The following is a 26436-nucleotide window of genomic DNA, read 5'->3' on the forward strand; positions in this document are numbered from 1 at the left end:
ATACTTATCACCAAGTCAACCAAAACCTAGAAGTTGATTGAATTATATCGTTATGTATACCTTAAAAGTTACGCCCTTCGGGGCGTTTTTTTTACTTATTAATTGCCATGCTAATGCCATATTAATGGCATACCATAAATAAAATATTGTATTTAATCATTGATAAATAAATAGAAAAACAACGAGAGATTAAGTAAGAAAAAACAGAAAGGACATTTGAATTAGGTCAAAAGAAAAAGGAGCAGGCTAGGCTACTCCTTTTAAGGTCTCTCTTGAGCGCAATTAGTGACTGCTATTCATCGATGGTGGCTCTTGACACCAATCGAGATATTGCTCGTACTTACGTAGCGCAATATTGTAGTTACTAAATGCAGAGGGAGTGAGCTTTTTACTCAGGTCTGACTGAATTTTCTCTGTCGTAAATTCTTGACGAGGAAAATTAGTTGAAGTCAGTAATTCATCGAGCCGACGTAAACGAACCACATACTCACGAACAGTACTGTGGCTCATCTCCGTTTGTTCAAACAAATACTGCTTAAAAGACATAATGTCAAAGTAGTCAGTTTCACTATTACAGTAAATCTCACTACAAAAACGGCATAGCGCAGAAAATTTCTCTTGTAACGTTTCCCACGTTTCATCATCAATTAAATCCGTCATTTCAGAAATGGCTTCTTTATTGATAACTTGGCGATTGAATACGAGAGAGATCCGATCAAGCGCCTTGTGGCAATGTAGACAATGAGTCTGGCTGTGTTTATAGTCTTTAATGTAACGGCTTAGCGGCCGTTTCTTTTGTGTTGAAACAGACATAAGAGATAAAGCCCTGTGTTGTAGTCTTAATAAACAAAAACAAAAATAAGCAAAACTTCTATTTCTCTGGGTTTAAGCGTGCTCGCAGCCTTTTTATGGCTTGGCTGTGTAGCTGGCTCACGCGGGATTCCCCGACATTAAGCACTGCGCCTATTTCTTTCAAATTAAGTTCTTCCTGATAATACAGGGTAAGAACCATTTTTTCCCTTTCGGGAAGCAATTCTATCGCGTCTATGACTCTTTGGCGAATATCACTTTCTAATAACATCTGTAATGGATTGTCATCATGATCTTCGTCTTGAGACGGTTCACAGCTTTCACCGTAAATTTCATGCCATTCGTCATAAGAGAACAATTGGCTGTTATTCGTATCCAATAGGATCTGCCGGTATTCTGCTAACTCAATCTGCAAATGATCAGCAACTTCCTGTTCTAATGGGGGTCGTCCTAGATCCTGCTCTAATTGATGAATAGAATGTGTAACTTCTCTTGCATTGCGACGCACACTGCGTGGCGCCCAATCTCGACTACGTAGCTCATCTAACATAGAGCCACGGATACGTTGAACAGCGTAAGTGGTAAAGGCAGCACCTTGCATTGAGTCATAACGCTCAACGGCGTTTAATAACCCAATCCCACCCGCTTGCAAAAGATCATCCAATTCAACACTCGCAGGTAACTTGACCTGTAATCGTAATGCTTCATGGCGAACCAACGGGACATATCGCTCCCAGAGGCTATTTTTGTCCATCACGCCTTCGGCGGTATACAAATCACTCACAACAAAAGACACCTTTGGATAAAAGACCGGAAACCATTATCTGGCGAAATAAATTTAGCAATCGGCTGAACAGTGAAACAAAAGCGCCTCTTTTTCACCTATGCCAAATTTTCAGCAAAAATCGGGTTTTCATTGATAAATTAATTTGTCATTGCATTACGAGAACTACTTTACCTTAAAACACCTGCAGCTAATCCTTAGAAAAACCGTTAATTAAATTGATAATTTATCTCATTAAAAGAAATCGACGCATTGAATATGCATTCTGTTCATAAAAAAATAACATATAAATCATAGTATTTTATTTTGTGAGATTTTAGCGTCTAATTAGCGAGTTGAAATACTCATAAATGATTAATTAAAAAAACGATTGTTTTGATGAAAAAATACCCACTACAAAATCTTGCAGTGGGTATAATTTGAGGATTATTTAAAAATGGGATTAACGTAATAGAGAAAGAACAGATTGTGGAACTTGATTTGCCTGAGCAAGCACAGCTGTACCCGCTTGTTGCAGAATTTGGCCTTTGCTCATATTGGATACTTCAGTTGAATAATCTGTATCTAAAATACGGCTACGTGAAGCAGATAAATTATTCACAGTATTATTTAAATTATTAATAGTCGATTGAAAACGGTTTTGTACCGCACCTAATTTAGAACGTGCCTCATCAACTTTATTAATGGCAGAATCTAATGTTTCTAGCGCATCATCATTGACGGTTAATGTTTTTACATCAACACCAATGCTGGCAGTAAATTTATTACTATTAACAGCTGAAGTCGTTTTTAAGTTGATTTGAGTAGTAGTAGTGCTATCAGCTTCAAAGTCAGAAGCTGTTACTAAGTAATCTTGACCGCCTTCAGTTGCAACGAATTTACCAGCAATAACTTTGCCGTCTTCTTCGTATTTCTTAACGGTTAAACCACTTTTCAGTGTGGTACCACCAGTAACACCTAAGTCAGCAAGAACAGCATCAGTAGCACTTGCTTTCTTTTCCCCTTTCTTAACGGTTGCTTCGGTATATAACTTATCGTTTCCAACACCTAAAACATCATTATCAATTTTATCTAATTTAAATTTAATCGCTTCTTTATCGTTAGTACCGACTTGAATGCTCATTTCTGTATCACCACTCAATACTTTTACACCATTAAATTGAGTTTGTTCAGAGATACGATTAATTTCAGCTAAACGTTCAGTGACTTCATTTTGAATAGAGCTAATATCTGAATTTGAATTAGTACCATTTTTAGCTTGAACAGTTAATTCACGAACACGTTGTAAATTGGTATTAATTTCGTTTAATGCCCCTTCTGTAGTTTGAGCAACAGAAATACCGTCATTAGCATTACGAGATGCTTGAGTTAAGCCGTTAATATTTGCAGTAAAACGGTTAGCAATCGCTTGACCTGCCGCATCATCTTTTGCGCTATTGATACGCATACCGGAAGATAAACGTTCAATGGCTGTGCCTAAAGCGCCTTGGGATTTATTTAAATTATTTTGGGTCACTAAAGACAGGTAATTGGTATTAATAACTTGTGCCATACAATATTCCTTCGACTTGATTTTAAAATATTTTTTTCATGAATAGGTTTGTTATTACGTCACTGTAATAACGTTGCCTAAACACTATCGTCATCAATTTCGAGGGTTTTACGATTTTTGGCGTCGCGAAAATAGCAATAAAAGCCAGTCAGTTAATTTTTAAGAACTTATTGAGTTAAAAGAAAAGAGAATTAAATTGAGAGAAAAATAAAAACTAAAAAAGAGTGGGTTTAAATATAAAACACAAAATAACAAAAAAAGGCCCTCTTGCGAGGACCTTTTGGATATAGAAAGGTATCTTTTGTGTCAGTGTACGAATTAACGTAACAGAGACAGAACAGTTTGTGGTACTTGGTTTGCTTGAGCAAGTACTGAAGTACCAGCTTGTTGCAGGATTTGACCACGGCTCATATTAGAAACTTCTGTTGCATAGTCAGCATCTAAGATACGGCTACGTGCAGCAGATAAGTTGTTAACAGTGTTGTTCAGGTTGTTGATAGTAGATTCAAAACGGTTTTGAATCGCACCTAAAGAAGAACGCATACCGTCAACAGTGTTGATAGCTTCATCTAATTTAGTTAAAGCATCAGTATTTTGCTCTTTACCCGCTTCTTGTGCTGCTTTTAAATCAAAGGCTTCTGTTTTAACAGTTACTGCAACTTCACCTGTTGTAGCATTAGCTGGGCCTACCTCAGCTTTAAACTTAACATCTTTGCCATCTAACTTACCAGTAACGAAATAATCGTCACCAATTTTTTTCAACTCAGCACCTTGAAGTGTTTGCTCTGCTTTACCAACTACAGGTGGTGTTGCTGTTAAATCTTCTGCCACAGCTGCAATTTTCACTGCATTAGCATCAATTTTTAAAGATTTACCATCAGTGATATCAGAAGCTTTAACTTTTTGTGCATTTAAACCTTCCGCACCAACTGAGAAATCTTTTAATTTCAATTCATTGCTATCAACTTTTTTCAGGTCAAATTCAATTTTTTCTTTGTCGTTAGTACCAACGTGAACGGTCATTTTTTCTTTTTCGCCGCTCAGTACTTTAACGCCGTTGAATTGAGTTTGTTCAGAAATACGGTCGATCTCTTTTAAACGCTCACCAACTTCTTCTTGGATTGATTTGATATCTGATTCTGAGTTAGAACCGTTTTTAGCTTGAACGGTTAACTCACGGATACGTTGTAAGTTGTTGTTGATTTCGTTCAGAGCGCCTTCAGTCGTTTGAGCGATAGAGATACCATCGTTCGCATTACGTGCTGCTTGAGTTAAACCATTTACGTTTGAAGTGAAACGGTTAGCAATCGCTTGACCCGCTGCATCGTCTTTAGCGCTGTTGATACGCAGACCAGAAGACAGACGCTCGATTGCACTTCCTAAAGCTCCCTGAGATTTGTTCAGGTTGTTTTGAGTTACCAGAGATAGATAGTTGGTATTAATGACTTGTGCCATAGCTAGATTCCTTTAAAATCAAGTCGATAAAATAAAAGTTTGCCTATTCATTTTCGGTGTTAATCACCGGCAACAAGTTTATCGGCACCCCACATACAACCTTTAACTTTTCCTACAAATATTTCTGCGTTTTTTTATAGAATTAATATCAAGTCAATGATAAACAAAGAAATTAATTTATTATTTTTTTATTCATTTTTTATCAATTTTCGTCTCAGCCCTTTTTTTCCCTTCTAAATTCGACATTGGTCACCAATGGCAATAAAAGGCTTCTATATGGCAGCCTGTTTCACTCATCAAAAATACCAAATAGACGTAAACTTTTCGCCGATTCTACCGATAACGGTTTTTGAGGATTATTTTACGAACACAGAAAGGAGACCGGTATGGCTGGTATTGCTTCATTAGGCGTGGGCTCAGGGATGCCTCTTAGCCAAACATTGGCACAATTAGAGGCGGCGGAAAATAAACGTCTTGAACCCCTAGATAAACAGATGAAAAGCTACGAAGCGCAAATTACCGCTTACGGTAAAATCCGTAGCCAACTTGATAAGTTACAAAAAGCCTCTGAAGATTTAAAAAAATTCGACAAGATAGTGGCAACCAAAGTAGACGATGAGTTTGATGCTTTTAAAGTGACGACGGATGGTAAGGCCAGTGTGGGCAACTACACCGTTTCTATTACTCAGTTAGCACAAGCTCAAACACTGAAATCAACTAAAGTCTCTGATGTGAAAGAAACTTTAGGCGAAACCTTAGGTGAGGGTAATAAACGTACACTTGTTATTACTCAACCAGGTGAAGAAAAACCATTGCGTATTGAATTAGAAGATAAACAAACTTCCATTCTTGAATTACGTGATGCAATCAATAAAAAAGAAGGCAACGTTTCGGCTACTATTGTTAAAGCCGATGATAATACTAATTATTTAGTTCTCACTTCACGGAAAGAAGGAACTAAATCTGAAATGACCATCACGGTTGAAGGTGACGATAAATTAAATCAATTTTTGTCAAATTCGACCGCAAAAGATGATGCTTCCCATACTTCAGGTATGCGACAAATCGTTGATGCTAAAAACGCTAAGTTAACAGTTAATGGGATCGATATTGAACGTCAGACTAATGAGATTAAAGATGCCCCAGAAGGGATTGTTTTAAATCTTAAAAAAACCACTGATAACAATAAAGATGGTGTTGATAAACCTGAAATTATCAATGTTGCTCGTGATATTGAGCCAATGAAAAAAGCGATCCAAGCTTGGACAGACGCTTATAATGAGTTAAACAGCACCTATAAATCTCTGACTAAATATACTCAAGTAGAGAAAGGTGAAGCGGCATCTAAAGATAATGGTGTATTACTCGGTGATAGTACCAGCCGTATGATTATGTCTGAGCTAAAAAGCTTTGTTACAAGCTCACAAGGCACCTCAGATATGGATACCCTAAATAAAATGGGGATTAAATTTAAGGTTGATGGCTCTTTAGATATCGATAGCAAAAAACTGGATGAAGCGTTAAAAGAAAAACCGGCTAACGTGAAAGAGTTTTTTATGGGTGATGGTAAAGAAACCGGTTTTGGTACTCAAACCTATAATTACCTGAAAAAAACCCTGCAATCTAATGATGGTACTTTAGATGTTGCCACTGATGGCGTGAAAAAACGCAAGAAAACACTCGATAGCCAAATTAAAAACACGGAACGTAATATTGCAGCCACGATGGAACGTTATAAAAACCAGTTCCAACAGTTAGATAAAATGGTTAACTCCATGACTAACTCCAGTGCTTCAATCGGCCGTTTATTAATGTAATTTTTAAAAGTAGGACACTATGTATCAACAATCAGCCAGTAAAATGTATGCTCAAATCGACGTTGAAAGCGAGATTTTAAATGCCACGCCTTACCAGCTGATCCAGATCCTATTTAATGGGGCGCTTAGCGCCCTTCGCCGTGCATTAATATTAATGGAACAAGGAAATATTGCCGGTAAAGGCGAAAATATTTCTAAAGCCATTAATATTATTGGTAACGGATTAAAACAAGGTCTGGATAAAGAGAAAGGGGGCGAGCTTGCAGAGAATCTGGAGCTCCTTTATGACTATATGGTTAATCAGCTACTCGATGCTAACTTAAAAAATAACCCAGAAAAAATTCATGAAGTCATCAAGCTCTTAACTGAAATTTCTGATGCTTGGCAACAAATCGGCACACAGATTAATTCTTATTAAATTAGAGTGGACAACAATATGGATATTATGGCGGCTTACGAGCAGGTTTTAAAATCAAGTGAGCAAATGTTAACGCTTGCCAAAGATCAGCAATGGGACAAGCTGATAGAAATGGAAATGGATTATTTAAAAAGCGTTGAAAGTATCACTAAGATGATAAAACCGGCTGACGGTGAGCTGAGACTACAACAACGCCTCACAGATATGCTAAAGAAAATCTTAGAAAACGAAAATGAGACGCGAAATTTATTACGGGCTCGTCTAGATGAGCTCGGCGTGTTAATTAGACAGACTGAACAAGAGCAGAGGGTACAAAATAGCTATGGTCAGTTTACAGAACATAGTTATTATCCTGATCTCAATCTTAAATAACTCTCCTCTGCGCCAAAAGCGGTTTTATTAGCTAATGGCGTCTTTACTTAGAAAAAGTCACTCTTATTATTCAGCCTAATTTGTTATCGGTAACGTAAAAATCAACGTTTACCCTTTTCTACTTTTGTTTTTTTATTTTTTTGATTACACCGATTAAACAGATTGTACTAACACCATATCAATATGTGGAATGTTATCTTCAAGATACGTTTCTGAATCGATAACAAAACCATGTGATTGATAAAATGAGACTAAATATGCCTGTGCCATTATTTTGATTGTATGGGTATTAAATTGACGGCACGTAGTTGCAATCGCCTCTTTTATTAACTGATGTGCAATACCACTTCCCCGCTGATTTTGAGCAACAATCACCCGCCCTATTGAGGCTTCTTTAAATGCGATGCCTTGAGGCAACAGACGTGCATAAGCAATAAGTTGCTGGCTATCTTCTTCTTTAGCAAACAAGTGCAATGTATTTTGATCAATCCCATCCAGATCTTGATAAGCACATTGCTGTTCACAAATAAAAACCTGATTTCTTAAGGCCAAAATAGCATATAGCTCATCTGTGGTGAGTTGTGAAAATGATTTTAAAATCCAATTCATGTGCTTTATCCCGTGGTTTAAAGTAATAAAAAGCACTCAATGATAATGTAATATTATCGAAAAAAGCTTTATTTTATCGTTTTGTTTAATATAAAGAGTGAAATAGAAATCGCCCACGTAGTGTAGGCGACATATTAGCTCATAGTAACTTGATAAATAATAATTTATTTAATCACGTCATAAAGTTGCTTATCTGATAAATAATCTGCAGTTAAACCTGCTGATGGATTATATTGTACGCCAACGATCTCAGAGAATGCTTTACCCTCTTTACCTAGTGAAACCTTACGTTCATCTTTACCTGTGCTTTCATGGATAGAATAGGTTTTACGACGCATTGCTGTATATTTATCTGCATCATTAGCAATATCGGTGTGATAGCCCGTAATTTGTGCATCCGTTAAAGCTAATTTATTGGCTAAATCACAGCCCCAACGGGTTAAACAAACTTCTGCAAAATGGCGAACCACTAAACCCGGTGCATATAGTGCATTTTCACCTTCACTACCATCAATAGACGCATTACCTACTAATGTAGCGTGACGCCCTGAAATAGGGAAAATATGCATTTTAGTCTCAGATGTAACTGTTGGGATCACACAAGTAAATCCTTTTGAACGTTCATCTTTTGCATAAAATCCAACATATTCTTTGACGTTTTTACCCAAGGTGACTTTTTCAGGTTGGAAATTCAGAGGGCCAGGAACAGGGTCGATCGCAAAAATATTTACTGGAATATCTTTTAATTGAGGATCTGCCAACATCGCATTTGCTAGCATATGGCAAGTAATACCACCACGACTCCAGCCCACGAGGTTAACTTGTGTTGGAATAATGCCATCTTTACGGAAGATACGAATAATTTGTTGTTGGAGTTGCTGTTGAGTGACATGGCGATCGCCATAGTCATATTTACGCCATAAAAAAGAGCCTGTTACCTTAACATCATCAATAGGAATGCCCGCTTTTTTTAGTTGGTTATACTGCTCTTCTGTCAATTTTTCACGTTGCCAATCAAAGTTACCTTTCATTAAGCAAAGCGCATGGTTGACGTTTTCTTCCCAACCACTACCAAATAGCGAACCTTTAATATCAGAGTAATTAGGGCTTTCAACCCATAAATCATCCTCTTGTAGATTACCACTACCTGGGCCATCAACAATAAACCACTGTGCGAACTCTCGTCCTTGGTTATTTTGCGCTAAAGTGGCAACTAACTCCCCTTGCCAAAAGGTAGGATTATTATTATCAAATGAGTTAGAGCTGGTACCACATAAATAAACGGTTAATACTGTCATAGTGTAAATTTCCTTTTAATAATGACTAAAAAATCAAAATAATGATTTTTATTTCCTTGTATTGAGCTATTCCTTAGCCCACCAGCACATTACCTATAAGCCTTTTTTTGTTCAATTATAAAAAATGAATTAGCAGAGTCGAGATCACATAATTGAATTTTATTTAAGTAAAAGAAATGAAAAAACTCTATCAGATCAATGTAATTAAATAATATAAATGAATTCTTTATTTTTTATTATTTCTATTAGTAAATCAGCTTATAAAAAGAACATTAAATAACCAAATTTAAAATTTAAATAAAAAAAATCCCACATTAAATAAATGCAGGATTTTCTATTAGGTAGAATATCTTATAAACGATTAAAAGCAACTACTCTCACCGCAGGAATATCAGCTTGTGCCCCTTCAGCAACTTCCTGACATGCTTTATCTAACGCAATATGGGGTGTGATCCCACTTTCTGTTTCTACAATTTTATGTCCGGCGTAGGTATCACCATTTCTGGAACGCACTTTATACGCAATAAACCAATATTCCATATCATCACCGTTTACGTTATTAATCATGTAATTACCATAGCGGTTTATGACTCGCTTTAATGTGATAATAATCAATAATTTTTAGTTTAATAAAATTGTTTTATAAAAAAATGAACCGTATTGTAGAAAAATCAGGCGTGATATTCCATTTCTGATTGCACTAATTTTTTTATTTTTACTGCTTTTTCAAAGTGATCCAGTTTATGCGTTATTATCCACCATGTTGCGGCTTCCATTAATAATTCAGGGTTGTCATTTTTATTTGCAAAAAAAGCATAAAAGGATAATCCCACGCCCTCTCCTTTGGCTGAAATCTTATCATTACATATTTGAATTATTTTTTGTTGTAGTAATTTTCTCATATTCTCTCTATTTTTATTTTTCAACATGCCAATAAATAGGATAGAGCAAAGACCCTATCCATGAAATTTGTTCCATAATTGAATAAGTAACCAAGCAGCAATAACCCAGCAAATCACTGCCGTAACTAGTGCCGTAAATAATTTGACATAGTTAATCATCACATAGAGTGAAATTAGATAAACCATATAAGGAATAACTGCCCATAGGCTAAAAATAATGGTGGTGCGTAACGCTTCAATAGAGCGTTCAGAACCCACAATATAGTGTGCAATAAGCGCAAAAGTGGGAAATAGCGGAACCAATCCCGCAATATAGTAATGGCGAGATTTCGATAAAACAGCGATTAACACCACGACAAACGCACCTATCAGTGCCTTAACCAGTAAACCCATTATTTTTTCATCAAGTTATAGAAATCTTAGTACTATCATACCTATTCATATTTGTATGTGAGCTGATTTTATTTTTTGTGGTTTAAAATAGTATGATACTTTTTATGATAAAACCCACTATGCTATGTATCTAACCATAAAACAAAGATAAATATGACCGAACTTTATAAAAAACTAATCCAACAAGAAAAAACACTTCACAAAAGTACCCATCGAAAAAATACAGACGTACTTATCCAACTTTTACATAATGAGTTTATGGAATTTTGTCGCTCTGGTATTTGCGTTAATAAAACAGACACAATTAACAGCCTTACAAGCGACAATAGCAATATAGAGATTTATTCAGAAAACTATCAAGCTTCACAACTAAGTGATGATGTAGTGTTGTTAACTTATGTCAGTTATCAATTAGAAGATAACAAAAAAATAAAACAAACTTATCGCTCATCTATTTGGATAAAAAACTCTCACGATGATTGGCAACTACGGTTTCATCAAGGCACAGCAAAATCGGAGGGATAATACACATCTCAAGAAATTTGGTTGAGCTAAATCTCATTATTTAGCTCAAAAGCAATATAAAGTCGCATTCTTAAGCATCTAAATGTGTTTTCTTTTTTTCTGGTGCCGTTGTTTCTTTTTTATTCTTACAGCAATCATGTGAACTGTTTTCACCATGATGATGTTTATGCATAAAGAGATGCATTAACGGGCAAAGTAATAACATCAAAATAAACCAATTATCTCTTAGAAGTTCCCACATAATCATCTCCTTAAATCACGTTTAAAAAGATGATAGGCCTTACTCTAAGAGGAAGGTCTAGTATGGATTTGTTATTTAATCCGTATGTTTGTCAATTACCTTTCCGCACCTTAATTTGAACTTCTTCACAATAACTCTCTTTATAAAATTCAACTTTATTCATCCCCTGCTATACTTTAATTATATTTAAGTATTGTTTGCTATAAGTCACTAATAAGATTTAAAAACTTATTTAACATGGAGGTTTCAATGAAAATATTTTTTAAAATACTATTGATGGTTTTATTTCTTACTGCCTGTTCTTCATATACAAAAATTGATAGCAACAAAAGTGGAGATATCATTAAGGTTAAATCAGCACTTATTGAAAATGATAATTTATATATCCTTAGTGATTCTACTAATTATCATTTTAAAGGTGAGGCTATTACTGCATTGAAAAAATTTGCCACATCTAAATATAATCAAAAAGTGATTTATTTTAGCGCTAGCCTAGGAATAACAGGGAGTATTGTTAACGGTAGCTATATGATTTATTTAGATCCTAAAGATTTCACTATAGATGAACTCGATGAACTTGCCAGTATTTATCATTTTTATAGCAGCAACTATCAGTCTAATAGCGATGAGGAAATGATTAAAAATCAGATACCTAATTATCAAAATAGATTTTTTATTATTGGCAAATTTTATGCTAATGGAGAGATGGTTAATTTATCTAATAAAGATGAATTATTAGAAAAATATTCCTTACCTAAGCCTATTTTTGTTAACGTTAATTATTATTCCAAACATTTAACGCCATCAGATACATTGAAAACAATTGCAGTAATGCCATTTCAAGCGATAAGTCTTATTTTAGTAGCACCACTTTATATTATTCTGCTTAGTGCCCCCTGAACTTCAAGTTATTATCGTTAGGTTCATTTATAAGTATTTTTATTTAAGGATATCACTATGTATAACTGGAAATTTAAAAAACACTTATTATTTTCACTAGCGGCGTTGGCAGGTATTATCAGCCTGACAGGTTGTACTCATCAATCATACTTATCCTGCCCTTCCCTCGTCGGTACTTACATCTCTACAGAAACACAGGTACCATCCTTTTATATTCAGAAAGCAAAAAATGATACTTCTGATTACCTGTTTTTTTATGGGATTGGTAATAAACGATACATTGAAAAAAAAGCAATTCTTATAAAATATAATGAAGAAAATAAAGATAGTATTATAATTCCGAACTGTTCTCTGGGGGTAAACGGAGTGGGTGTACTCCGTGAAGTGAAAAAAGGCGAACCATACACTTCCATTCTTCGCTCACCGCCAGAGCCACAGTCTGATGAAAAATTTACTGGCGATCATATATTTATTTTACCTCTACATCTATCTCTCAAGATAATAAACGTAGAAAAAATCAGTAATTCTGGTGTTATGCCACCTGATGCTCAAGTGATCACTCTCCCCAAACCTGAGCCTGAGATTAATCAGGAAAATTATGAACGGGAATTAGCACTGGCGAAGGAAGAAGCCAATAAAAATAATCCTGCTGCTCAGCTTTTTCTGGCAAAAAGTAGTTATATCACGCGCTATGGATTTAAAAATTTATGGTATGCCAGCAATCATGATCCAGAAACTCGTACTTTTTGGCTAAACAAAGCACTCGCTAATGACTATGGTCCAGCCTACTGTTATCAAGCGGCTACGCACAATGATCATAAATTGGTATTTTCTGTTGATGAACGAATAAAACTGTATCAGCAAGCTCTCGCTAAAGGTAACGCCCCATTAGCTGGTGTATATCTAGCCGATTTAACCCGTGACCCCGCACAGAAAATGCAATATCTTATTACAGCAGTACGACAAGGAAGTTTTCTGGCGTTATGGCGGTTAGGAGCTCTACCTTCAGAAAAGCAAGCTACATTACCAGCAGATATCCAGAAATTAATTAAGGCTCCACCTTTTGACCAGTTAAAAAAAGTTAGTCCATCAGTGTGGAAAAGTTATGAATCAGGTAAAGATTATAAGGAATGGCGCGATAATCCGTACCTATTTGATATGGAATATTATATTTCAAAAAAACAGTTATACGGGAAAACTGGAGCAGATCTCGATTACAATCAAAAGTCTCGTGCGGACTGCCTTGAACAGGATTTATTAAAGCTGTCGGATTATCCCCAATAATCTATGTATCTATGGAGTTTCTTACCCAATATACCGTAAATACATTTCAAAATAAGAATATAAGGTGTATTGGGTGATAGTAACCTGTACTAACAGATAATTAATCGATGTTATTTTTCTATATCTATGCTCAAAGCATGGATACCAATAAATATGAGATAATTATGAAAAAGAAAATGATTATAGGCTATATGACGTTAATTAGTTTTGGTGCCTGTGCAGAAAACGCTATTTATAACGAGCCAGCTCCATTGGGATTAACATGGGGAATGTCATTTAATGATTTTCAGAAGACAACAAATTTTGTAATAAAACCTATCGATAAATATCCCTCAACCTGTCCAATGACAGCAATAACCTTTGATGAAATTATTGATGGAAAAAAAGAAGGAAATTATAAGGTTTATTTTTATAAAAAATTCAAAGAATTAAAGTTCACAGGATTGTATGGCGTTGTCTACTCCTATGAAACAAATGATTTAAATAAATTCAAAGTTAAAGATAATAATATTATCAAAAGTCTTGATTCTCAATATAGCCAATATAAAAAAGTAGTTACTACCAGCGATGGTGGATTTCTTACTTATGATGCAAATAATATTCAACGTTCTTATTTTAGTTCTAGAGATATCATAAACCAAGATCAGAAAATTCAATACAAGAAAAATGAGGAAGGAAATTATGATATTTCCGTGAGTTACTTCTTTTATCCTGAAATATACATTGACGATTTATCAAGAAATATCAAAGAGATCAGAAAACAATGTAATGCATCATTAGAAACTGATTAAAGCTAAAACTTTAAAAATCGAATGGAAAGGATTGTGCTTACTCTAAGAGAAAATCTAGTATGTATTTTTTATTAAATATAAAAAATATGGCTAGTTCTTATTAAACCAGCCATATCTAATATTATTCATATTATTGCTGTTTTATAAAATAATGGGTTAAGTCACTTATTTGATAATCGCTTTTATCCGTTTTTAATACTAAGAAGAGATAAAAGAGTGAGTGGCTTTCGTATAGATGTGCAAAAACGCACATCAATAAAATGATGTGTTTATCCTTTGTGCACAAATCGGGGCACTCATCACCATAAATAACAGACAATAGTATAAGTATTCGAATATTTAATTACATTCAAAGCTTATATCATCCATTCAATGACGTTGAGCGAGATGCCCCATTCTGTTTTGATTAGGTGCTTCTTTATAGCTATATAAAAGAAAAGCCACCTTTATCAAATGATAAGGTACTACACCTGCATCGACATTATATGGGAGTACAGATATCGCAAATCTAAAAAGTTCGAGTTAGTTCAAGATTAGCAGACGATTACCGCAAATTATTTTCTCAAGCATGAGTGAGTTCGAGAAAGTTTGCGGTAATTTTTTGCCCCCTATACGTCCCCACCTACAACCTTCCTGCTATACTCTCCAAAAACCACCAACCGGATCTGTTATGAACATCGCAAACTTATCTCAAGAAGAAAAAGACAAAGTGAATGTCGATTTAGCTGCTTCAGGTGTCGCATATAAAGAACGACTCAATATGCCAGTTGTTTCGTCCGAAGTTGAACGACAACAACCAGCACATTTGCGCGAGTATTTTAATGAGCGTTTAGCGTTTTATCGTGAGAGAAGTAAGAAGTTGCCGGATGGAAAATCGGTGCAGTATTTGAAGACAGAATAATTAATTATAGCAATACATCATTTTCACCCAGCCCGTATTGCTCTTTCATCTCCTCTTCTTTTTGTCTACGTTCCTCTTCCGCTTTCTGCGCTTCTTCCATCTCACGCATTCTCACGTTATAGATGGATTGCTCAGGCATCTGTACACGAACGGAAATGAAACGACCATCAGGGATATCAATTGGGTCGCCGTCTTTGTAACCATCAATATCATTACGGGCGAATTTAGGTGCATTAGGGTGAGTGCGGTGATACGTTTTAACGAGAATCGAGCCATCTTTGTTAACTTTAGAGTTAACCCATATCAGTGGTTGTTTATTAACATCGAGTGGAATTTCAATACCGCCATCAACACCACCCCAACCCGCATCTGAGTTAAAGCCTAAAACGCCTTCAATGAGATATTCACCCTGAGCTACTCGAGTAACCGTAGCGCCTTCGGATTCGTCGTTAGTTGTGAATGTGCCATCGGGATTGATGTCGATAATTGGAGAGGCTTTTTTGATGAAGCCTTGGGGGTCTGTTATTGTATTAGAGTTAGAATAAAATTCACTGAATCCTGACGGGGTTCCGCTTGAGTCCGATGTTCTTCCCGCTAATCTGAATCGACCACCTCTTGACCAACACAAAACCCCCTGGTACACATTACTAGTCGCTGGGCTATTGAGTTTAAATCCACCCACCTCATTGAACGGCCAATCTGTATTGTTTGCATTTGATTCAGTAAATGAAACGTAACTACCAACGCCATGATCACCCGTTAACATTATTGTGCCATTTCGTTTTTTTGGTAATTGAATGACATATCCGATATCATTGTAGCTACAATAAAAACTAAATGGATCTACATCTGTTGGGCTCAGCATGCCAAAATAGGTTTTAATATTATTATAATTAGAAACATAAATTCCTTTATAAGAAATTATCTGCCCATTAAATCGTTGAGAGTTAGCGCTAGATAAATCAGCTTTATTACTAATATCCCCCTGCATCTTTTTAATGCTATCAAGCGTGACAACCTCGCCGTTTGGCATCTCAATTTTTGTTTGGCCCGTTTGAGTCATCCATGTGTTCATTGCATCGAGAAAATACTCAACGTAACTATTTATAGCGACCATTGTTCTAGCTGCATCACTATTATTATCTGGCTCAGTAACATGAATTGAGAATGTGGTGTTAGTTGCTGTGGCTAATGCCGGTTGTGCTAATACCAATTCAGTGTCGGAATTAACGGATTTAATCATATACGGAATATTTGTTGTTCCCGATTTAATTAAAATAGTCATTCCGATATTAATGGCTGGATTATTATTTTTAAATTTAGTGCCAGCGCCTTTGACAATAGCAGACCCTGACACTGTGTTAACAGTGCCTGTTGTGTATATCATGGGATTATTTTTCCTTAAATGAGGATGAATTTTTCTTATTTGCAACTATAAGACAATCAGTCAGTCGAACCTCAGTTCTGCCACTCCCGCTTGTATAACCTGTAATAGAGATAATGGTGTCAACCTTTCCCGCCGGAATGGTGGTAGAGAATTGACCTGATGTAGACAACCCATCCCGTCTATTCTCAGTGCTACCGCTTATGGCGAAATCGAGCGTTGTTCTATCTCCGTCCACGGTGACATAAATTCCTCCGCTCCTAAGATCGCTGGAGCTGTGTTTGACTAATATGAATGGAATATTAAGGAGGACATCATACGGCATACCCCCTGCATAAATGATTGTAGTAGATGTTTCTACCTGATCTACTGAGCCAAGAGTTGAGGAGTTAGAGCTCCCTTTCATGACATAGCCAGTTGATACATCACCGATTAGCCTTTCTGCGTAAACTGTTCCTGTGAAGTTTCCATCCGCACCATCGATAGTTCCTCGAAATGTCGCATTATTAAATTCAGCATTACCAGTGGTGGCATCAATATTAAATCCGTTTTTACCCGTCTCGTAATCTTTGGATTTAATAGCTTCAGATAACACCATTTCACGAACATTAGCTTTATCTAAAAACGCTTCTTTAATAAAGAATTGTCCATTTTTGGCATACATAAATAATTCCATCTTGCCGTTTACTGGGTTATACCAAGCAAAGTTATTAGCGTTATAGCCTATAAAACTTTCAAGCTTCCCATTCTTAACTTGAGCACTAATGACCTGACCTGCTGCATTGTATTTAGTGCCGTTATGAACAATCGTGATATTGATTGAGTGAGTGACAACACCGTCACCAGATTGCTCAAACGTAGCTTGCATCTTCTCCTGAATCATACCTTCCTGCTCATCAAATTTGGCCTGAACTTGCGTTTTATTTTCAGCAAATGCCTTGTTCGTGTTAGAGATGGCGGTAGAGTTTGAAATGATATCGGCCTGAGCCTTATCCATTTCCGTGCGGATTTCAGTAAATCGCTGACCAAAAGCCTCATCTAGTTTGGTAATTGACGTTTGAGTCTCTTTAATTGCAGACGTGTTACCACCAACAGCGGAGTAAATTTCTTTAACCTCCTGTGCCCATGCTTCGTTATCTGTTGCGCGAACTTGCCATAGCTCGCGAATACCCGCTTGTGATTGACCGTGTTTCACCAATAAACTGCGTGATAGTTGAGAGTCGGCGTTACTAAGAATAATCGCTGTCTCAGCATTCCAATCCAATCGCTCACTGAGCTGCTTACCAGCATCAGTTGTCATGAAGTGACCGTCTAACTCATCGAGAATGGCTTCCGTGTTGTCATCAGCCTGTCCCTTCGCTTCCACGAAATGAGACTTCCCATATTCATTGATGCTTCGTACATAAAACCAGTAATCATGACCTGCCTTTAACTGCCCTTTAGTCCAGAATTTAGCTCTACCTAGGAAATCAGCTTTTGACTCTATTTCATTGATATTATCTATTCTGTTTTCACCAGAAAACCAGAACTCAAACTCAGTATTTAAAGTGTGCGGCGCGGCGATATGAGGGATCAGTTTTATTTCAAAAAAACCAGACTCAACAGCTATTGAACTTGGCGCGCTAGGCGTACCAATAACCATTTGTACTTTTGATTCGTTTCCAAGCATTCCATTAGCATCTTTACCTCGCACACCAACAAGATAATCTCCAGATTCAAGCCCATTGAAGTAGTATTCAAGATCTGTTGTGCTTCCAGTAGATACAACCTTTCCGTCTTTATAAAGAGCGACATTAAATGAGATGTTTCTATTAATGGTTGTTGTTACCCACATGGCTCTAGCTTGCACTTGTGAGCTATCGTCAACGTAAGCAATAGAAAGACGCTCTATATTAGGAATGCGAATAACATTCTGTGTTGGCGGGTTCCCAGTAAAATCAACACCATTATCAACAATGCTTTCCTTTTGCGGTTCATGCTGAATGCAGTTGTATAGGTAATTTCCTTCATTATCCTCAGCAATGGAAATTACACGAAATAATCTTGTAGTTAATGTGCTTTTGGAAATGGAAAATACACCATACTGTTTCAATCCATTCGGGATCTCCCGCAAAGTAACAGCGTCACCATCAATAGATTGAATATCTACTTTCTCGAACCCACCTGATGCCCCTAAAAATGAGAAAGTGCCTTTATCGTCATATTTCCAATCTATAGGCGCATCAACAGTAATAGTGCTACCATTAACTGATAAAACCCGACCTCCTACCTTCACTCCTGCAAAGCTATCGTCTGCTACTTCAATAATATCGCCAGAAATGCAGTTAATCCCCTCTCTTCCTGTTGAGAATGTAACGCTATCTTTCTCCAGCTTTTCTGTCTGTAATATCCACTTACCCACTCTGTGAGCCTGTCCGCGACTAGTGCAACCAAAAGCAGTAACTTTCTTAACATTTACACCGCCGAATCGCTGAATGAGATCATCATCTTGAATGAACTCTCTTTCCTCACTCCAACCGTTGATCGGGTTTATCCATGACACCTCGATAGCATTATGACGGGCTGATTTCGCTGTTGATGTATATTTGAATTTTCCATCAATAACATTTGAGTTTGTGTACGTCCATACTGGATCTGATGGTCTATCTTGAAAGCACGTTAATTGCTGTCCGTCCCATAAAGGCATACCGCGAAATACAGACGCTAAGTCATCAAGCACTTCTTTGGCTTTTCGTTGAGAGGTAATGTAGGCATTAAAAGTAAAGCGAGGCTCTTTGTTGCCAAACCCATCATCAACCAATTCATCACAGTAACGAGCAATGGCATATAGCGCGAATTTATCAACGCCAAACGAGCCGATCATCTCTCCTATACCGTATCGTTCATTAGTGACTAAATCGTAAAAAACCCATGCAGGGTTATTAGTCCATGCGGGCTTGAAACGACCAGTCCAGATGCCAGTGTAAGTACGAGACTCCGGATCATAGTTATCAGGGACTTGTATAATCATCCCCTTGATATGATAGGTACGATTGGGTGTGTCGCCGTATTGGGATTTATCGATTTTCATCCCTACGACAGCAGAATTAGGGTAAGAAAATTTAGCGTCAGTTATTTCTGTGTAGCTTGCCCATACCGTTCCGTTTTTCAGTAGATCACTTTTACTATCATCTGTTAATCGTGAAACTCTAATTTGGAAAGGTTTCTTTTTAGGCGCATCGATGATATGAGACTCAAGATATTGACCGCTTATTTTACCTGGCCCTATTGTTACCTTTTCCGCATGCATCCAACCAGAGCCATCATTAACCTCAATAAGCATTTCTGCCGCAGCATCGTACTGATTTCCCTTGTCATCTTGACTAACAAGAGCAGAAACACCCAAAGTGAATCTAACGCGGTCAGTTTCCTGATCTGAGATGGTACGTAAGATTGGTGTGCTTTTTTTTACCTCTACATTGACAGTAATTTCTTTTTCTACAAAAGGAAAGTCATCTAATGGTTCTTGCGTTTGCGTTCCTGCTCGCCACTGAACCTCAACACCATGAATATTTGGATTACCATCCGCATCTACAACAGGAGTGCCATTCAATAGAAAACCTGACATACCACCTACAGGGCCTTCTATTGGCCCTTCTGAAACTAAATCGATGACATTAAGAAATTGTTTGTTTTTTAAGTTGTCATCGAGCAACCTCGGAGTGCTTCCTCCACCGCCACCTTTACCCATTAAACAGTCTCCAAACCTTGTGATATTACATTTGAACCCACAACCATCTCGCCATAACAGATAGGAACCGGATAGCCTTGCCCGACTCTATTTGATAACGAGCTGAAATATTGGTTACTTTCTGAATTTCGCCCCTCTATGCTCGGTGCCGGAGGTGTTTTGGTTAACATCGTTGCCAATCCCGCTGCGGCCACTCCAACACCAGCAGCAAATAATGCCGTCGATGTCATTGTTGCTAAAAATCCACCCGGTATTAAAAAAGATGCACCAATTAACGCCGCTCCACCAATAATGCCTAGCCAACCACCAGATTTAGCACCACCAACTATGGGGACGATCGTAATAACATCACCTTCATTTAATGGCGTACTTAATCCCGTGGAAATACTATCCTCGGTCATATCGTTACCTGCGATACGAACACGAAACTGCCCTTGATTAATCTCTTTTTTCAGCCCATCAATTTGATAGCAAAGACAGCGCAAGGCTTCACCGGCATTGCTTACCTCAAGCTCGAACCGGCGTCCAAATCGGCGCAAATAGCCTGCAAGCTGTAATTTGACCATTGTTTATGTCTCCAGATGCTGTGCGTGTATTTAAACCAGTAACCACCGTAAGTATCTCGCTTACTCAATCTGTCTGGCCTGTGATGCAATATCTCTTGATTTCCTAAGTACAAAGCGGCATGGCAAGGTTTTGAGGTGCCTAAACAAATCAATATCATGTCGCCTTCTTGAGCTTCATCAACTTGATAAAAGCCCTGCTTAACGGTGTTATCAAGATAGAGATTTTGTTCTGTGTACCACCATTCATCAGGGCGAATAAAGTCATCTAACTGAATACCTGAAAGGTGATAGGCATCGCGTATAATGGAGTAACAATCCTGCTCACCATGTTTAAACTCTCTACCTAATAGTGGCGCTATTGGTCTGAATTTATGGATCACACCATCACATACCAGCCACCAAGGAATGCCAGTTTTCTTTTGCATTACTCTATCGCCAGAACTCAAGAAAGGCTTTCCGTCAGGGTGACTATGAACAATAGCTTTGACGTCTGAATAACACTCTGCTGTCATCCAGTCGTCTGGGTTAATTTCAAAATAGTTTTGCGGATCTGGATGTATATTTCTGCAAGGGAAATACCTATCGCCAGAAATTAAACCGCACGACTCCCTCGCTCCTTCTGCTTTCGCGTGAGCGATAATGTCTTTCTCAATCATGAGTTAACCTAATTTGTTTGAGCCTAAATACCCGCCAAATGGCATGACTGATTTAAATCTGAGTTTGCACCCACTGTATTTATGAGAGCACTTATCTTTAACGGGATCAGTTGTTGGTTGGTCTTTTTCATCTGCAACAGGTGGCCCATCATAACCACAATCAAATCCTCGGTATCGCCATGAGCAAATGTCAGCTTGAATAACTCGCCTAGGTATTAGGGCGTTATCTGTTTCTGTTGGAAGCGCTAATATGTACGTCACAAAGTCTGAATCTGAGCTTTCCCGTTGCTCAATAACATACTTCTGAACGACTTCTCTGGTTGGATCTGCTTGTGGGTTTCCGTTGGGAAAATTAACAACATCAAGATATTGCTCCAAAACCTGACGGCGAGTAACAATGGCACCTAGCGCATCATCGTAGTCGTTATTAATAGCAGTCAGCATTCCATCAAAGTTGGCAAATGTCATTTTTGGCCTATCTGACGCACCCTGTGCTGTTACGCTAAAACCTGTAACCTGAACTGGATAAGGTTCATAGCGCAATCCTTGCCAGATAATAGGTTTTAATAAGCCATTCATGCCGTCATGAAACCGGTAAACATCACCACCAAAACGGCTTAAATCGACCTCATACAGATCTAACATTGCATTTTGCTGCAGGTCTGTAACGTCTATGCGCATCTCTTGAGGTATATCTCTCATGCAACAACCTCCTCAAATGTGCAATCTATCTGCCATACTGATGTTCTTGGTGCTACCTGCCAGCCTCGGCAAACAAACTTACGCTTAGAATTATCATCACTGGTTAGCCACAAGAATGACTCAACCGCACCACGAGCCTTAAGAAACTCATCAATCTGCTTACCTATGTCAGCATGTTTAATAAATGAAAGTTGATAGGTCTTTAATTGGTTGTTGATCCCGTCTTTAACTCGTTGTTCGTAACCGTTACCAAATTTGGCTACTTTCACTTTAGGCTCATTACCCACCTGATAAGCTGTTTCAGGTCGCCATTTAAACTCTTCCATTGGTTACTCCAATAAAAAAAGGCGACACAAAGCCGCCTGATCAAATATCAGGATATTAATAAATATCCATTAGGTTATTTTATATATTCAGCCCAGAGAAACTTGCCGAAGGAATGGCTGACTTACTTCGGTGTGAGGATTTAAAAATGTCAGAATCATTTTCTGTAAAAGATCTATCAAAATCAGTTAATGAGCTAAGAGCTGCTGTCGCCGCACTAAGTAATAATGATAAAATTCAAGCCATTAGATTAGAAATGCTAGGCTCTATATTTTCCGCTTTAATTGCTACTGGAGCATTAAATAGAGATGCTATTGAAAACATAATCAATCTATATGATACAGATGATGAACAGTTTTCTAAGGAATTTATACAAACTGAAAAAGAAGCAATGATTAGATTAATGAACACAGTAAAGGTTCGTTAATTACTGTCTCTTTGATAAAAATCTCATTATTTTTTATTTGAAAATCACAGCTCGTTAATTGCATACTAGCGAGCTGTTTTTGTAACTCTGCTATTTGATGCTCTTGCTTTACAACTTGAGCTGACAATGTACTAACTAATGCTTCTAAATTTTGATTACTCATAACTACCTCTCTTAATTACCAACTTCTTGATTTTTCCAAAGCACCACCGCTACGCATTTCAGTGCCAAGTACGTCATAAACCGTACCTCTCACCATCTGCTGTATCTGTTGTGCTTCCTTTTGTGTAATGCCATTTGGTGCCTGAACTTGGAATGTGAAGTGCATATCACCCATGCTGACACCGTTGCCACCTTTACCCATTTGTCGATTACTGATAACTCGACCATTATCACCCGGTATCATGTACTGATTACCGTTGGATGCTTTGAATATTTCTGGCTTGCCGTTTTCACCAACGCGATACATAGAGCCAGCATTTACAGGACCACCGTTATATCTAGCACCAGCAAGACCCATTGTTTTACTTGCCGCCATTGCTGCGGTATATGATGATGTTCCCGTTGCTACTGCCGCCCCTAATGTCGCTATCGACGCGCTTAATGCCGCTGGTGCCCACGCTGATTGAGCAGCCACCGCTTGAGCAAGTGTTGACGCTGTAGTTGCTGCCGCCATACTCTCACCCATAATCATATTCTTAACCTGTTGCATACCCATTTGAACCAGAGCGCCAACGGCTTGGTCTACGATGGTTAATGCGACATTGCGGAAAGCATCGTTAAGTGATTGAGTGCCCGTTAATAGCCCTGTAATCACGTTAGCGGAACGTTGTCCTAATGCATCTAGTCCATCAGCTAAGAATTGATTTGCTTGACTCTGATTACGCCATATATCCCATTGAGCATTCATGCGGTCTTGCTCGTATTGAGTGTTGGCGGCATTCATTAACTCTAAGCTTTGCTGCTCAGTTAAAACCTTTTGGTTTTCATACTCCTTTATAAGCGCAAGTTTCTGAGCGTGCTCGTTAGCCAATGCTTGAATAGGGTCTGCTTTCCCTTTGAGATCATCTTGAGGAGATACAGTTTTGTTCGCATTAGCCTCGGCTATTTTTTTAGAATACTCACCAGCTAATTCAAGTCTTCTTCTATGATAAATCTCTTCGGTAACCAAATTACCTTGAAGTTGCCTTTCAAGCTGCTCAAGAGATAACTTATATTCTTGGTTTGCCTTTGCTTCTGGATTTTGAGAGAAAGCATCTTTCCTATCTTGGATTTTCTGCTTTAAATCAAACTCCTTTCCTGCTAACTCTGTTATTTCTGCAATCTGCGCTTTCGTTGCTTTACTGCCAAGTTTTTGAACGGCTTCAAGAATGGCGGCTTCGCGAGCAAGTCCTTTCGTTTCCAATTCAGCAACTTTTGTCGCATTGGCTACATCAGCGATCTTCTGTTTCAGCTTTTCAGCTTCAGTGGCTTCTTTTAATGCTGCACTAGCCGCCTCTTTTGCTGTTTTAATTCCTTCTTTTTTTGCTTGAGTATTTTCATACTCTTGAGCTGCTAAGGATTTCAGGTTTTCAATGGCATCTTTATCTACAACACCAGAATCCTCGGCAGCATATTGAGCTTGCAATCTGGCTCTTTCCTCACCTTCTAATTTAGATAATTCAACTCTGCGCTCCATCTGCTTTAATAGTTGTTCCCCCTCCTTTCCTCCATAATCCAATTCAGGGCGAAGCAAACTAAATGCCTGTTTAGCTTTAGTTGCTCTTTCTATGGAAAATCCATAAGAAGCCCATCCTTTTGCAGCGGTTGGTATAACAGAAGTTTCTCTTTTTAGTAAATCAATCCCTTCTTTTAACTCACCATTAAGATCGGCTTGAATAAAAGATATGGTGTGTTTTGTACGACTGTAATTATTTGATGCTTCAGTTGCTTTATTGGTTGCTGTGGCTAAATCATCTTCAGCATCTGCAAGTTGATTGGAAAGTGATGTGTATTTACTTGTTCCAACAGCCGCTAATGCTAGATCCGCCTCTAATTCACGCACCTTCTCAGCAGCTTGTTTCATTGCTACTCTAGTGATAAGGGCTTGGTTACTTAACTCAGGTAGCGCTTTCCTTAATTCAGCCATTTCGGCTTTTTTCTGCACCCTCGTCATTTTTTTCATTTCTTCAGTTAGCTTATCCACTCCCTCAGCCAGCTTTACCGCATCATCTCTTGCTTCTTTTGCCTGCTGGTAGAAATACATGATCGCAGCACCCGCAGCCATTGCTATACCTGCTGGGCCACCAACAAAACCTAGAGCTTTATTAGCTAAACCGATAGATACAGAAGCGGCTCTTGCTACTGCGGCTGAGTTAGCCATTGCTGCTGTCTGCGCTTGCGTTGCTTGCTTATGATTTATCGCCGCGGTTGTTGCGGCAGATCTAACGGCAATTAAATTTGCCAGCGCGGTTGCTTCTGCGTTTGTTCCTCTTGCGGCCGCAAATTCGGTTTTCGCTTTCTCAACTAACGCTCTGGCTGCTGCTAAATCTAAAGCGGTCTTTCTTGCCGTCATTATTGCATTGTGTTCAGCTACTCTAGCAGCTTGAAGGTTTGCTATCGCTTCTTGCCTTGCTGCAACTGCTGATTGCATTTTAGCTTTGATAGCCAACCCCATTGCGGCAATGTATCTACCGCCAACAACGGAGGCAACTAGACTAACCGCTAAAACCATTTCATCGAGACTCTTACTTGCAGTAATTACAGCATCACTGAATACGTTAATAGATGTCTTTATTGTTGTATTTTCACCGAGAAACTTGGTTAAGTTGTTCCCTGCCTCTTGAAATGCCTGTGACATTGTTCGAGTTGTTTTAGCGAACTCCTTGCCAATCGCATCACCTTGGGAGAGTAATCCTTTCACAACAACATCAGTGGTTAGCTTGCCTTCTGCCGCCATTTTACGAAGCTGACCAATGCTGACACCCAACGAATCAGCCAATGCAACCATCAAGCGACTACCTTGCTCCGATACTGAGTTAAATTCTTCACCACGAAGAACACCAGAAGCAATACCTTGTGATAGCTGAATAATGGCGTTTTCTGCTTCCTGCGCAGTAGCACCTGAGACGATAAAACCTTGGTTGATGATGGATGTTAATTTTGCTAAGTCTGCCGCTGATGTATTGTATTCTCTCGTTCCTCGCTCAAGTCGTGCGTAAAGTGTTGCTGTGGCATCGAGGCTAGAACGCGTTGCTTGAGAAATATCAAATACTCGCTGTGTGACATCAATCAGTGACTCACTTGCACGAACTGAGTTGGATAGCTTGTTGTTTAATTCAGTCCATGCCTCTGAATAACTAGCAACCATTGAAGCCGACAAATAACCAGTCAGAGCAGCCGCAACTTTGGATAGAGACTGCATTGAACGCTCTGTGTTATTTACCGAATGAGACGTTCGATTAAAACTACTATCCATACGATTAAGGCGTTGCTCTAACTGCTGTTGCGATGTAAGCAATTGCCGAACATCCATTTGAACTTGATAAACGATTTCGCCTACATTTGCCATTTATCGGCTCCTTAAAATAAAAAACCCCGCCGATTGGCAGGGTTA

At 38.1% G+C, this 26436-nt stretch carries 27 protein-coding genes; 9 read left to right on the forward strand and 18 right to left on the reverse strand.

The window, feature by feature from the left end; genetic code table 11:
- Positions 1 to 282: 282 nt before the first annotated feature.
- The 4 genes from fliZ to LG402_RS12150 all read right to left on the reverse strand — a co-directional run bounded on the left by fliZ (position 283) and on the right by LG402_RS12150 (position 4601).
- Positions 283 to 813, reverse strand: coding sequence for a flagella biosynthesis regulatory protein FliZ (gene fliZ / locus LG402_RS12135; RefSeq protein WP_006533125.1), 531 nt, complete (start codon positions 811 to 813; stop codon positions 283 to 285).
- 58 nt (positions 814 to 871) lie between these two features.
- On the reverse strand, positions 872 to 1594 hold the full coding sequence (locus LG402_RS12140) for an RNA polymerase sigma factor FliA (RefSeq protein WP_036912728.1): 723 nt from the start codon (positions 1592 to 1594) through the stop codon (positions 872 to 874).
- A 442-nt stretch (positions 1595 to 2036) separates the two neighbouring features.
- Positions 2037 to 3146 (reverse strand): FliC/FljB family flagellin, encoded by a 1110-nt coding sequence (locus LG402_RS12145; protein WP_227335574.1) that lies wholly within the window; start codon positions 3144 to 3146, stop codon positions 2037 to 2039.
- A 318-nt stretch (positions 3147 to 3464) separates the two neighbouring features.
- A complete protein-coding gene (locus tag LG402_RS12150) occupies positions 3465 to 4601 on the reverse strand; it encodes a FliC/FljB family flagellin (protein ID WP_227335576.1) in 1137 nt (378 codons plus the stop codon).
- A gap of 386 nt (positions 4602 to 4987) precedes the next feature.
- Here LG402_RS12150 and fliD point away from each other — a divergent pair, with 386 nt between their 5' ends.
- From fliD to fliT, 3 genes are read left to right on the forward strand one after another with little or no spacing between them, the layout of a single operon-like run.
- Positions 4988 to 6418: a flagellar filament capping protein FliD gene (gene fliD, locus LG402_RS12155; protein ID WP_166539702.1), complete on the forward strand. Its 1431-nt coding sequence runs from the start codon at positions 4988 to 4990 to the stop codon at positions 6416 to 6418.
- A 19-nt stretch (positions 6419 to 6437) separates the two neighbouring features.
- Complete coding sequence (fliS, locus tag LG402_RS12160; protein ID WP_023581844.1) at positions 6438 to 6836, forward strand: flagellar export chaperone FliS; 399 nt, start codon at positions 6438 to 6440, stop codon at positions 6834 to 6836.
- Between the two features lie 18 nt (positions 6837 to 6854).
- Positions 6855 to 7208: a flagellar protein FliT gene (gene fliT / locus LG402_RS12165; RefSeq protein WP_166539701.1), complete on the forward strand. Its 354-nt coding sequence runs from the start codon at positions 6855 to 6857 to the stop codon at positions 7206 to 7208.
- Positions 7209 to 7361: 153 nt separating this feature from the next.
- Here fliT and LG402_RS12170 read toward each other — a convergent pair whose 3' ends face one another.
- From LG402_RS12170 to LG402_RS12190, 5 genes are all read right to left on the reverse strand, one after another.
- Positions 7362 to 7817 carry a GNAT family N-acetyltransferase gene (locus LG402_RS12170; protein ID WP_227335578.1) on the reverse strand — a complete coding sequence of 152 codons (456 nt, stop codon included), beginning with the start codon at positions 7815 to 7817 and terminating at the stop codon, positions 7362 to 7364.
- Between the two features lie 164 nt (positions 7818 to 7981).
- Positions 7982 to 9115 (reverse strand): hypothetical protein, encoded by a 1134-nt coding sequence (locus LG402_RS12175; RefSeq protein ID WP_227335579.1) that lies wholly within the window; start codon positions 9113 to 9115, stop codon positions 7982 to 7984.
- 351 nt (positions 9116 to 9466) lie between these two features.
- Positions 9467 to 9682, reverse strand: a complete 216-nt coding sequence (locus LG402_RS12180) for a hypothetical protein (protein WP_006533140.1) — start codon at positions 9680 to 9682, stop codon at positions 9467 to 9469.
- A 104-nt stretch (positions 9683 to 9786) separates the two neighbouring features.
- Entirely contained in the window at positions 9787 to 10017 is a 231-nt protein-coding gene (locus tag LG402_RS12185; RefSeq protein WP_166539698.1) for a DUF6500 family protein, read from the reverse strand.
- 54 nt (positions 10018 to 10071) lie between these two features.
- Positions 10072 to 10410, reverse strand: a complete 339-nt coding sequence (locus tag LG402_RS12190; protein WP_208105127.1) for a GlpM family protein — start codon at positions 10408 to 10410, stop codon at positions 10072 to 10074.
- Positions 10411 to 10563: 153 nt separating this feature from the next.
- Between LG402_RS12190 and LG402_RS12195 the strand changes: the two genes are divergently transcribed.
- Positions 10564 to 10935 carry a DUF4440 domain-containing protein gene (locus tag LG402_RS12195; protein WP_227335581.1) on the forward strand — a complete coding sequence of 124 codons (372 nt, stop codon included), beginning with the start codon at positions 10564 to 10566 and terminating at the stop codon, positions 10933 to 10935.
- A gap of 70 nt (positions 10936 to 11005) precedes the next feature.
- Here the strand turns inward: LG402_RS12195 and LG402_RS12200 are convergent, their stop codons facing one another.
- Positions 11006 to 11176: a DUF2933 domain-containing protein gene (locus LG402_RS12200; RefSeq protein ID WP_166539695.1), complete on the reverse strand. Its 171-nt coding sequence runs from the start codon at positions 11174 to 11176 to the stop codon at positions 11006 to 11008.
- A gap of 249 nt (positions 11177 to 11425) precedes the next feature.
- Here LG402_RS12200 and LG402_RS12205 point away from each other — a divergent pair, with 249 nt between their 5' ends.
- From LG402_RS12205 to LG402_RS12220, 4 genes are all read left to right on the forward strand, one after another.
- The gene (locus LG402_RS12205) at positions 11426 to 12076 is read left to right on the forward strand and encodes a hypothetical protein (RefSeq protein ID WP_227335583.1); all 651 of its coding nucleotides are present in this window, start codon (positions 11426 to 11428) and stop codon (positions 12074 to 12076) included.
- Positions 12077 to 12133: 57 nt separating this feature from the next.
- A complete protein-coding gene (locus tag LG402_RS12210; RefSeq protein ID WP_227335584.1) occupies positions 12134 to 13360 on the forward strand; it encodes a hypothetical protein in 1227 nt (408 codons plus the stop codon).
- 164 nt (positions 13361 to 13524) lie between these two features.
- Positions 13525 to 14151, forward strand: coding sequence for a hypothetical protein (locus tag LG402_RS12215; RefSeq protein ID WP_166539693.1), 627 nt, complete (start codon positions 13525 to 13527; stop codon positions 14149 to 14151).
- A 670-nt stretch (positions 14152 to 14821) separates the two neighbouring features.
- Positions 14822 to 15052 (forward strand): DNA polymerase III subunit theta, encoded by a 231-nt coding sequence (locus LG402_RS12220; protein ID WP_227335586.1) that lies wholly within the window; start codon positions 14822 to 14824, stop codon positions 15050 to 15052.
- Between the two features lie 4 nt (positions 15053 to 15056).
- Here the strand turns inward: LG402_RS12220 and LG402_RS12225 are convergent, their stop codons facing one another.
- Genes LG402_RS12225 through LG402_RS12250 form a run of 6 tightly spaced genes read right to left on the reverse strand, consistent with a single transcriptional unit; the run spans position 15057 to position 22416 of the window.
- Positions 15057 to 16439 carry a hypothetical protein gene (locus LG402_RS12225; protein WP_227335588.1) on the reverse strand — a complete coding sequence of 461 codons (1383 nt, stop codon included), beginning with the start codon at positions 16437 to 16439 and terminating at the stop codon, positions 15057 to 15059.
- A 4-nt stretch (positions 16440 to 16443) separates the two neighbouring features.
- Positions 16444 to 20166: a host specificity protein J gene (locus LG402_RS12230; RefSeq protein WP_227335590.1), complete on the reverse strand. Its 3723-nt coding sequence runs from the start codon at positions 20164 to 20166 to the stop codon at positions 16444 to 16446.
- The gene (locus LG402_RS12235) at positions 20166 to 20732 is read right to left on the reverse strand and encodes a MoaD/ThiS family protein (RefSeq protein WP_227335592.1); all 567 of its coding nucleotides are present in this window, start codon (positions 20730 to 20732) and stop codon (positions 20166 to 20168) included. Before LG402_RS12235 ends, LG402_RS12230 begins: the two co-directional genes overlap by 1 nt.
- Positions 20669 to 21388, reverse strand: a complete 720-nt coding sequence (locus LG402_RS12240) for a C40 family peptidase (protein WP_227335594.1) — start codon at positions 21386 to 21388, stop codon at positions 20669 to 20671. The genes LG402_RS12235 and LG402_RS12240 overlap by 64 nt, the downstream gene beginning before the upstream one ends.
- 3 nt (positions 21389 to 21391) lie before the next feature.
- Positions 21392 to 22090, reverse strand: coding sequence for a phage minor tail protein L (locus LG402_RS12245; protein ID WP_227335603.1), 699 nt, complete (start codon positions 22088 to 22090; stop codon positions 21392 to 21394).
- On the reverse strand, positions 22087 to 22416 hold the full coding sequence (locus LG402_RS12250) for a phage tail protein (RefSeq protein ID WP_227335605.1): 330 nt from the start codon (positions 22414 to 22416) through the stop codon (positions 22087 to 22089). Before LG402_RS12250 ends, LG402_RS12245 begins: the two co-directional genes overlap by 4 nt.
- Before the next feature lie 146 nt (positions 22417 to 22562).
- Between LG402_RS12250 and LG402_RS12255 the strand changes: the two genes are divergently transcribed.
- Positions 22563 to 22841: a hypothetical protein gene (locus LG402_RS12255; RefSeq protein WP_227335614.1), complete on the forward strand. Its 279-nt coding sequence runs from the start codon at positions 22563 to 22565 to the stop codon at positions 22839 to 22841.
- Here the strand turns inward: LG402_RS12255 and LG402_RS12260 are convergent.
- Together LG402_RS12260 and LG402_RS12265 are read right to left on the reverse strand one after the other, a co-directional pair.
- The gene (locus tag LG402_RS12260) at positions 22810 to 23004 is read right to left on the reverse strand and encodes a hypothetical protein (RefSeq protein ID WP_227335616.1); all 195 of its coding nucleotides are present in this window, start codon (positions 23002 to 23004) and stop codon (positions 22810 to 22812) included. The two genes, LG402_RS12255 and LG402_RS12260, sit on opposite strands and share 32 nt — an antisense overlap.
- Before the next feature lie 15 nt (positions 23005 to 23019).
- Positions 23020 to 26391, reverse strand: coding sequence for a tape measure protein (locus LG402_RS12265; protein WP_227335618.1), 3372 nt, complete (start codon positions 26389 to 26391; stop codon positions 23020 to 23022).
- Between the last annotated feature and the right edge of the window lie 45 nt (positions 26392 to 26436).

The sequence above is a fragment of the Proteus sp. NMG38-2 genome (assembly GCF_020640995.1).
Taxonomy (GTDB): Bacteria; Pseudomonadota; Gammaproteobacteria; order Enterobacterales; family Enterobacteriaceae; genus Proteus.

Bases quoted from the DNA above. Each gene is read 5' to 3' on its own strand.
- fliT (WP_166539701.1), top strand. From the start codon at position 6,855: ATGGATATTATGGCGGCTTACGAGCAGGTTTTAAAATCAAGTGAGCAA.
- LG402_RS12195 (WP_227335581.1), top strand. From the start codon at position 10,564: ATGACCGAACTTTATAAAAAACTAATCCAACAAGAAAAAACACTTCAC.
- LG402_RS12210 (WP_227335584.1), top strand. From the start codon at position 12,134: ATGTATAACTGGAAATTTAAAAAACACTTATTATTTTCACTAGCGGCG.
- LG402_RS12230 (WP_227335590.1), bottom strand. From the start codon at position 20,166: ATGGGTAAAGGTGGCGGTGGAGGAAGCACTCCGAGGTTGCTCGATGAC.
- LG402_RS12185 (WP_166539698.1), bottom strand. From the start codon at position 10,017: ATGAGAAAATTACTACAACAAAAAATAATTCAAATATGTAATGATAAG.
- fliD (WP_166539702.1), top strand. From the start codon at position 4,988: ATGGCTGGTATTGCTTCATTAGGCGTGGGCTCAGGGATGCCTCTTAGC.
- LG402_RS12250 (WP_227335605.1), bottom strand. From the start codon at position 22,416: ATGGAAGAGTTTAAATGGCGACCTGAAACAGCTTATCAGGTGGGTAAT.
- LG402_RS12225 (WP_227335588.1), bottom strand. From the start codon at position 16,439: ATGATATACACAACAGGCACTGTTAACACAGTGTCAGGGTCTGCTATT.
- LG402_RS12180 (WP_006533140.1), bottom strand. From the start codon at position 9,682: ATGATTAATAACGTAAACGGTGATGATATGGAATATTGGTTTATTGCG.
- LG402_RS12265 (WP_227335618.1), bottom strand. From the start codon at position 26,391: ATGGCAAATGTAGGCGAAATCGTTTATCAAGTTCAAATGGATGTTCGG.
- LG402_RS12150 (WP_227335576.1), bottom strand. From the start codon at position 4,601: ATGGCACAAGTCATTAATACCAACTATCTATCTCTGGTAACTCAAAAC.
- LG402_RS12240 (WP_227335594.1), bottom strand. From the start codon at position 21,388: ATGATTGAGAAAGACATTATCGCTCACGCGAAAGCAGAAGGAGCGAGG.
- LG402_RS12200 (WP_166539695.1), bottom strand. From the start codon at position 11,176: ATGTGGGAACTTCTAAGAGATAATTGGTTTATTTTGATGTTATTACTT.
- LG402_RS12220 (WP_227335586.1), top strand. From the start codon at position 14,822: ATGAACATCGCAAACTTATCTCAAGAAGAAAAAGACAAAGTGAATGTC.
- fliZ (WP_006533125.1), bottom strand. From the start codon at position 813: ATGTCTGTTTCAACACAAAAGAAACGGCCGCTAAGCCGTTACATTAAA.
- LG402_RS12260 (WP_227335616.1), bottom strand. From the start codon at position 23,004: ATGAGTAATCAAAATTTAGAAGCATTAGTTAGTACATTGTCAGCTCAA.
- LG402_RS12255 (WP_227335614.1), top strand. From the start codon at position 22,563: ATGTCAGAATCATTTTCTGTAAAAGATCTATCAAAATCAGTTAATGAG.
- LG402_RS12215 (WP_166539693.1), top strand. From the start codon at position 13,525: ATGAAAAAGAAAATGATTATAGGCTATATGACGTTAATTAGTTTTGGT.
- fliS (WP_023581844.1), top strand. From the start codon at position 6,438: ATGTATCAACAATCAGCCAGTAAAATGTATGCTCAAATCGACGTTGAA.
- LG402_RS12175 (WP_227335579.1), bottom strand. From the start codon at position 9,115: ATGACAGTATTAACCGTTTATTTATGTGGTACCAGCTCTAACTCATTT.
- LG402_RS12245 (WP_227335603.1), bottom strand. From the start codon at position 22,090: ATGAGAGATATACCTCAAGAGATGCGCATAGACGTTACAGACCTGCAG.
- LG402_RS12170 (WP_227335578.1), bottom strand. From the start codon at position 7,817: ATGAATTGGATTTTAAAATCATTTTCACAACTCACCACAGATGAGCTA.
- LG402_RS12235 (WP_227335592.1), bottom strand. From the start codon at position 20,732: ATGGTCAAATTACAGCTTGCAGGCTATTTGCGCCGATTTGGACGCCGG.
- LG402_RS12190 (WP_208105127.1), bottom strand. From the start codon at position 10,410: ATGGGTTTACTGGTTAAGGCACTGATAGGTGCGTTTGTCGTGGTGTTA.
- LG402_RS12205 (WP_227335583.1), top strand. From the start codon at position 11,426: ATGAAAATATTTTTTAAAATACTATTGATGGTTTTATTTCTTACTGCC.
- LG402_RS12145 (WP_227335574.1), bottom strand. From the start codon at position 3,146: ATGGCACAAGTTATTAATACCAATTACCTGTCTTTAGTGACCCAAAAT.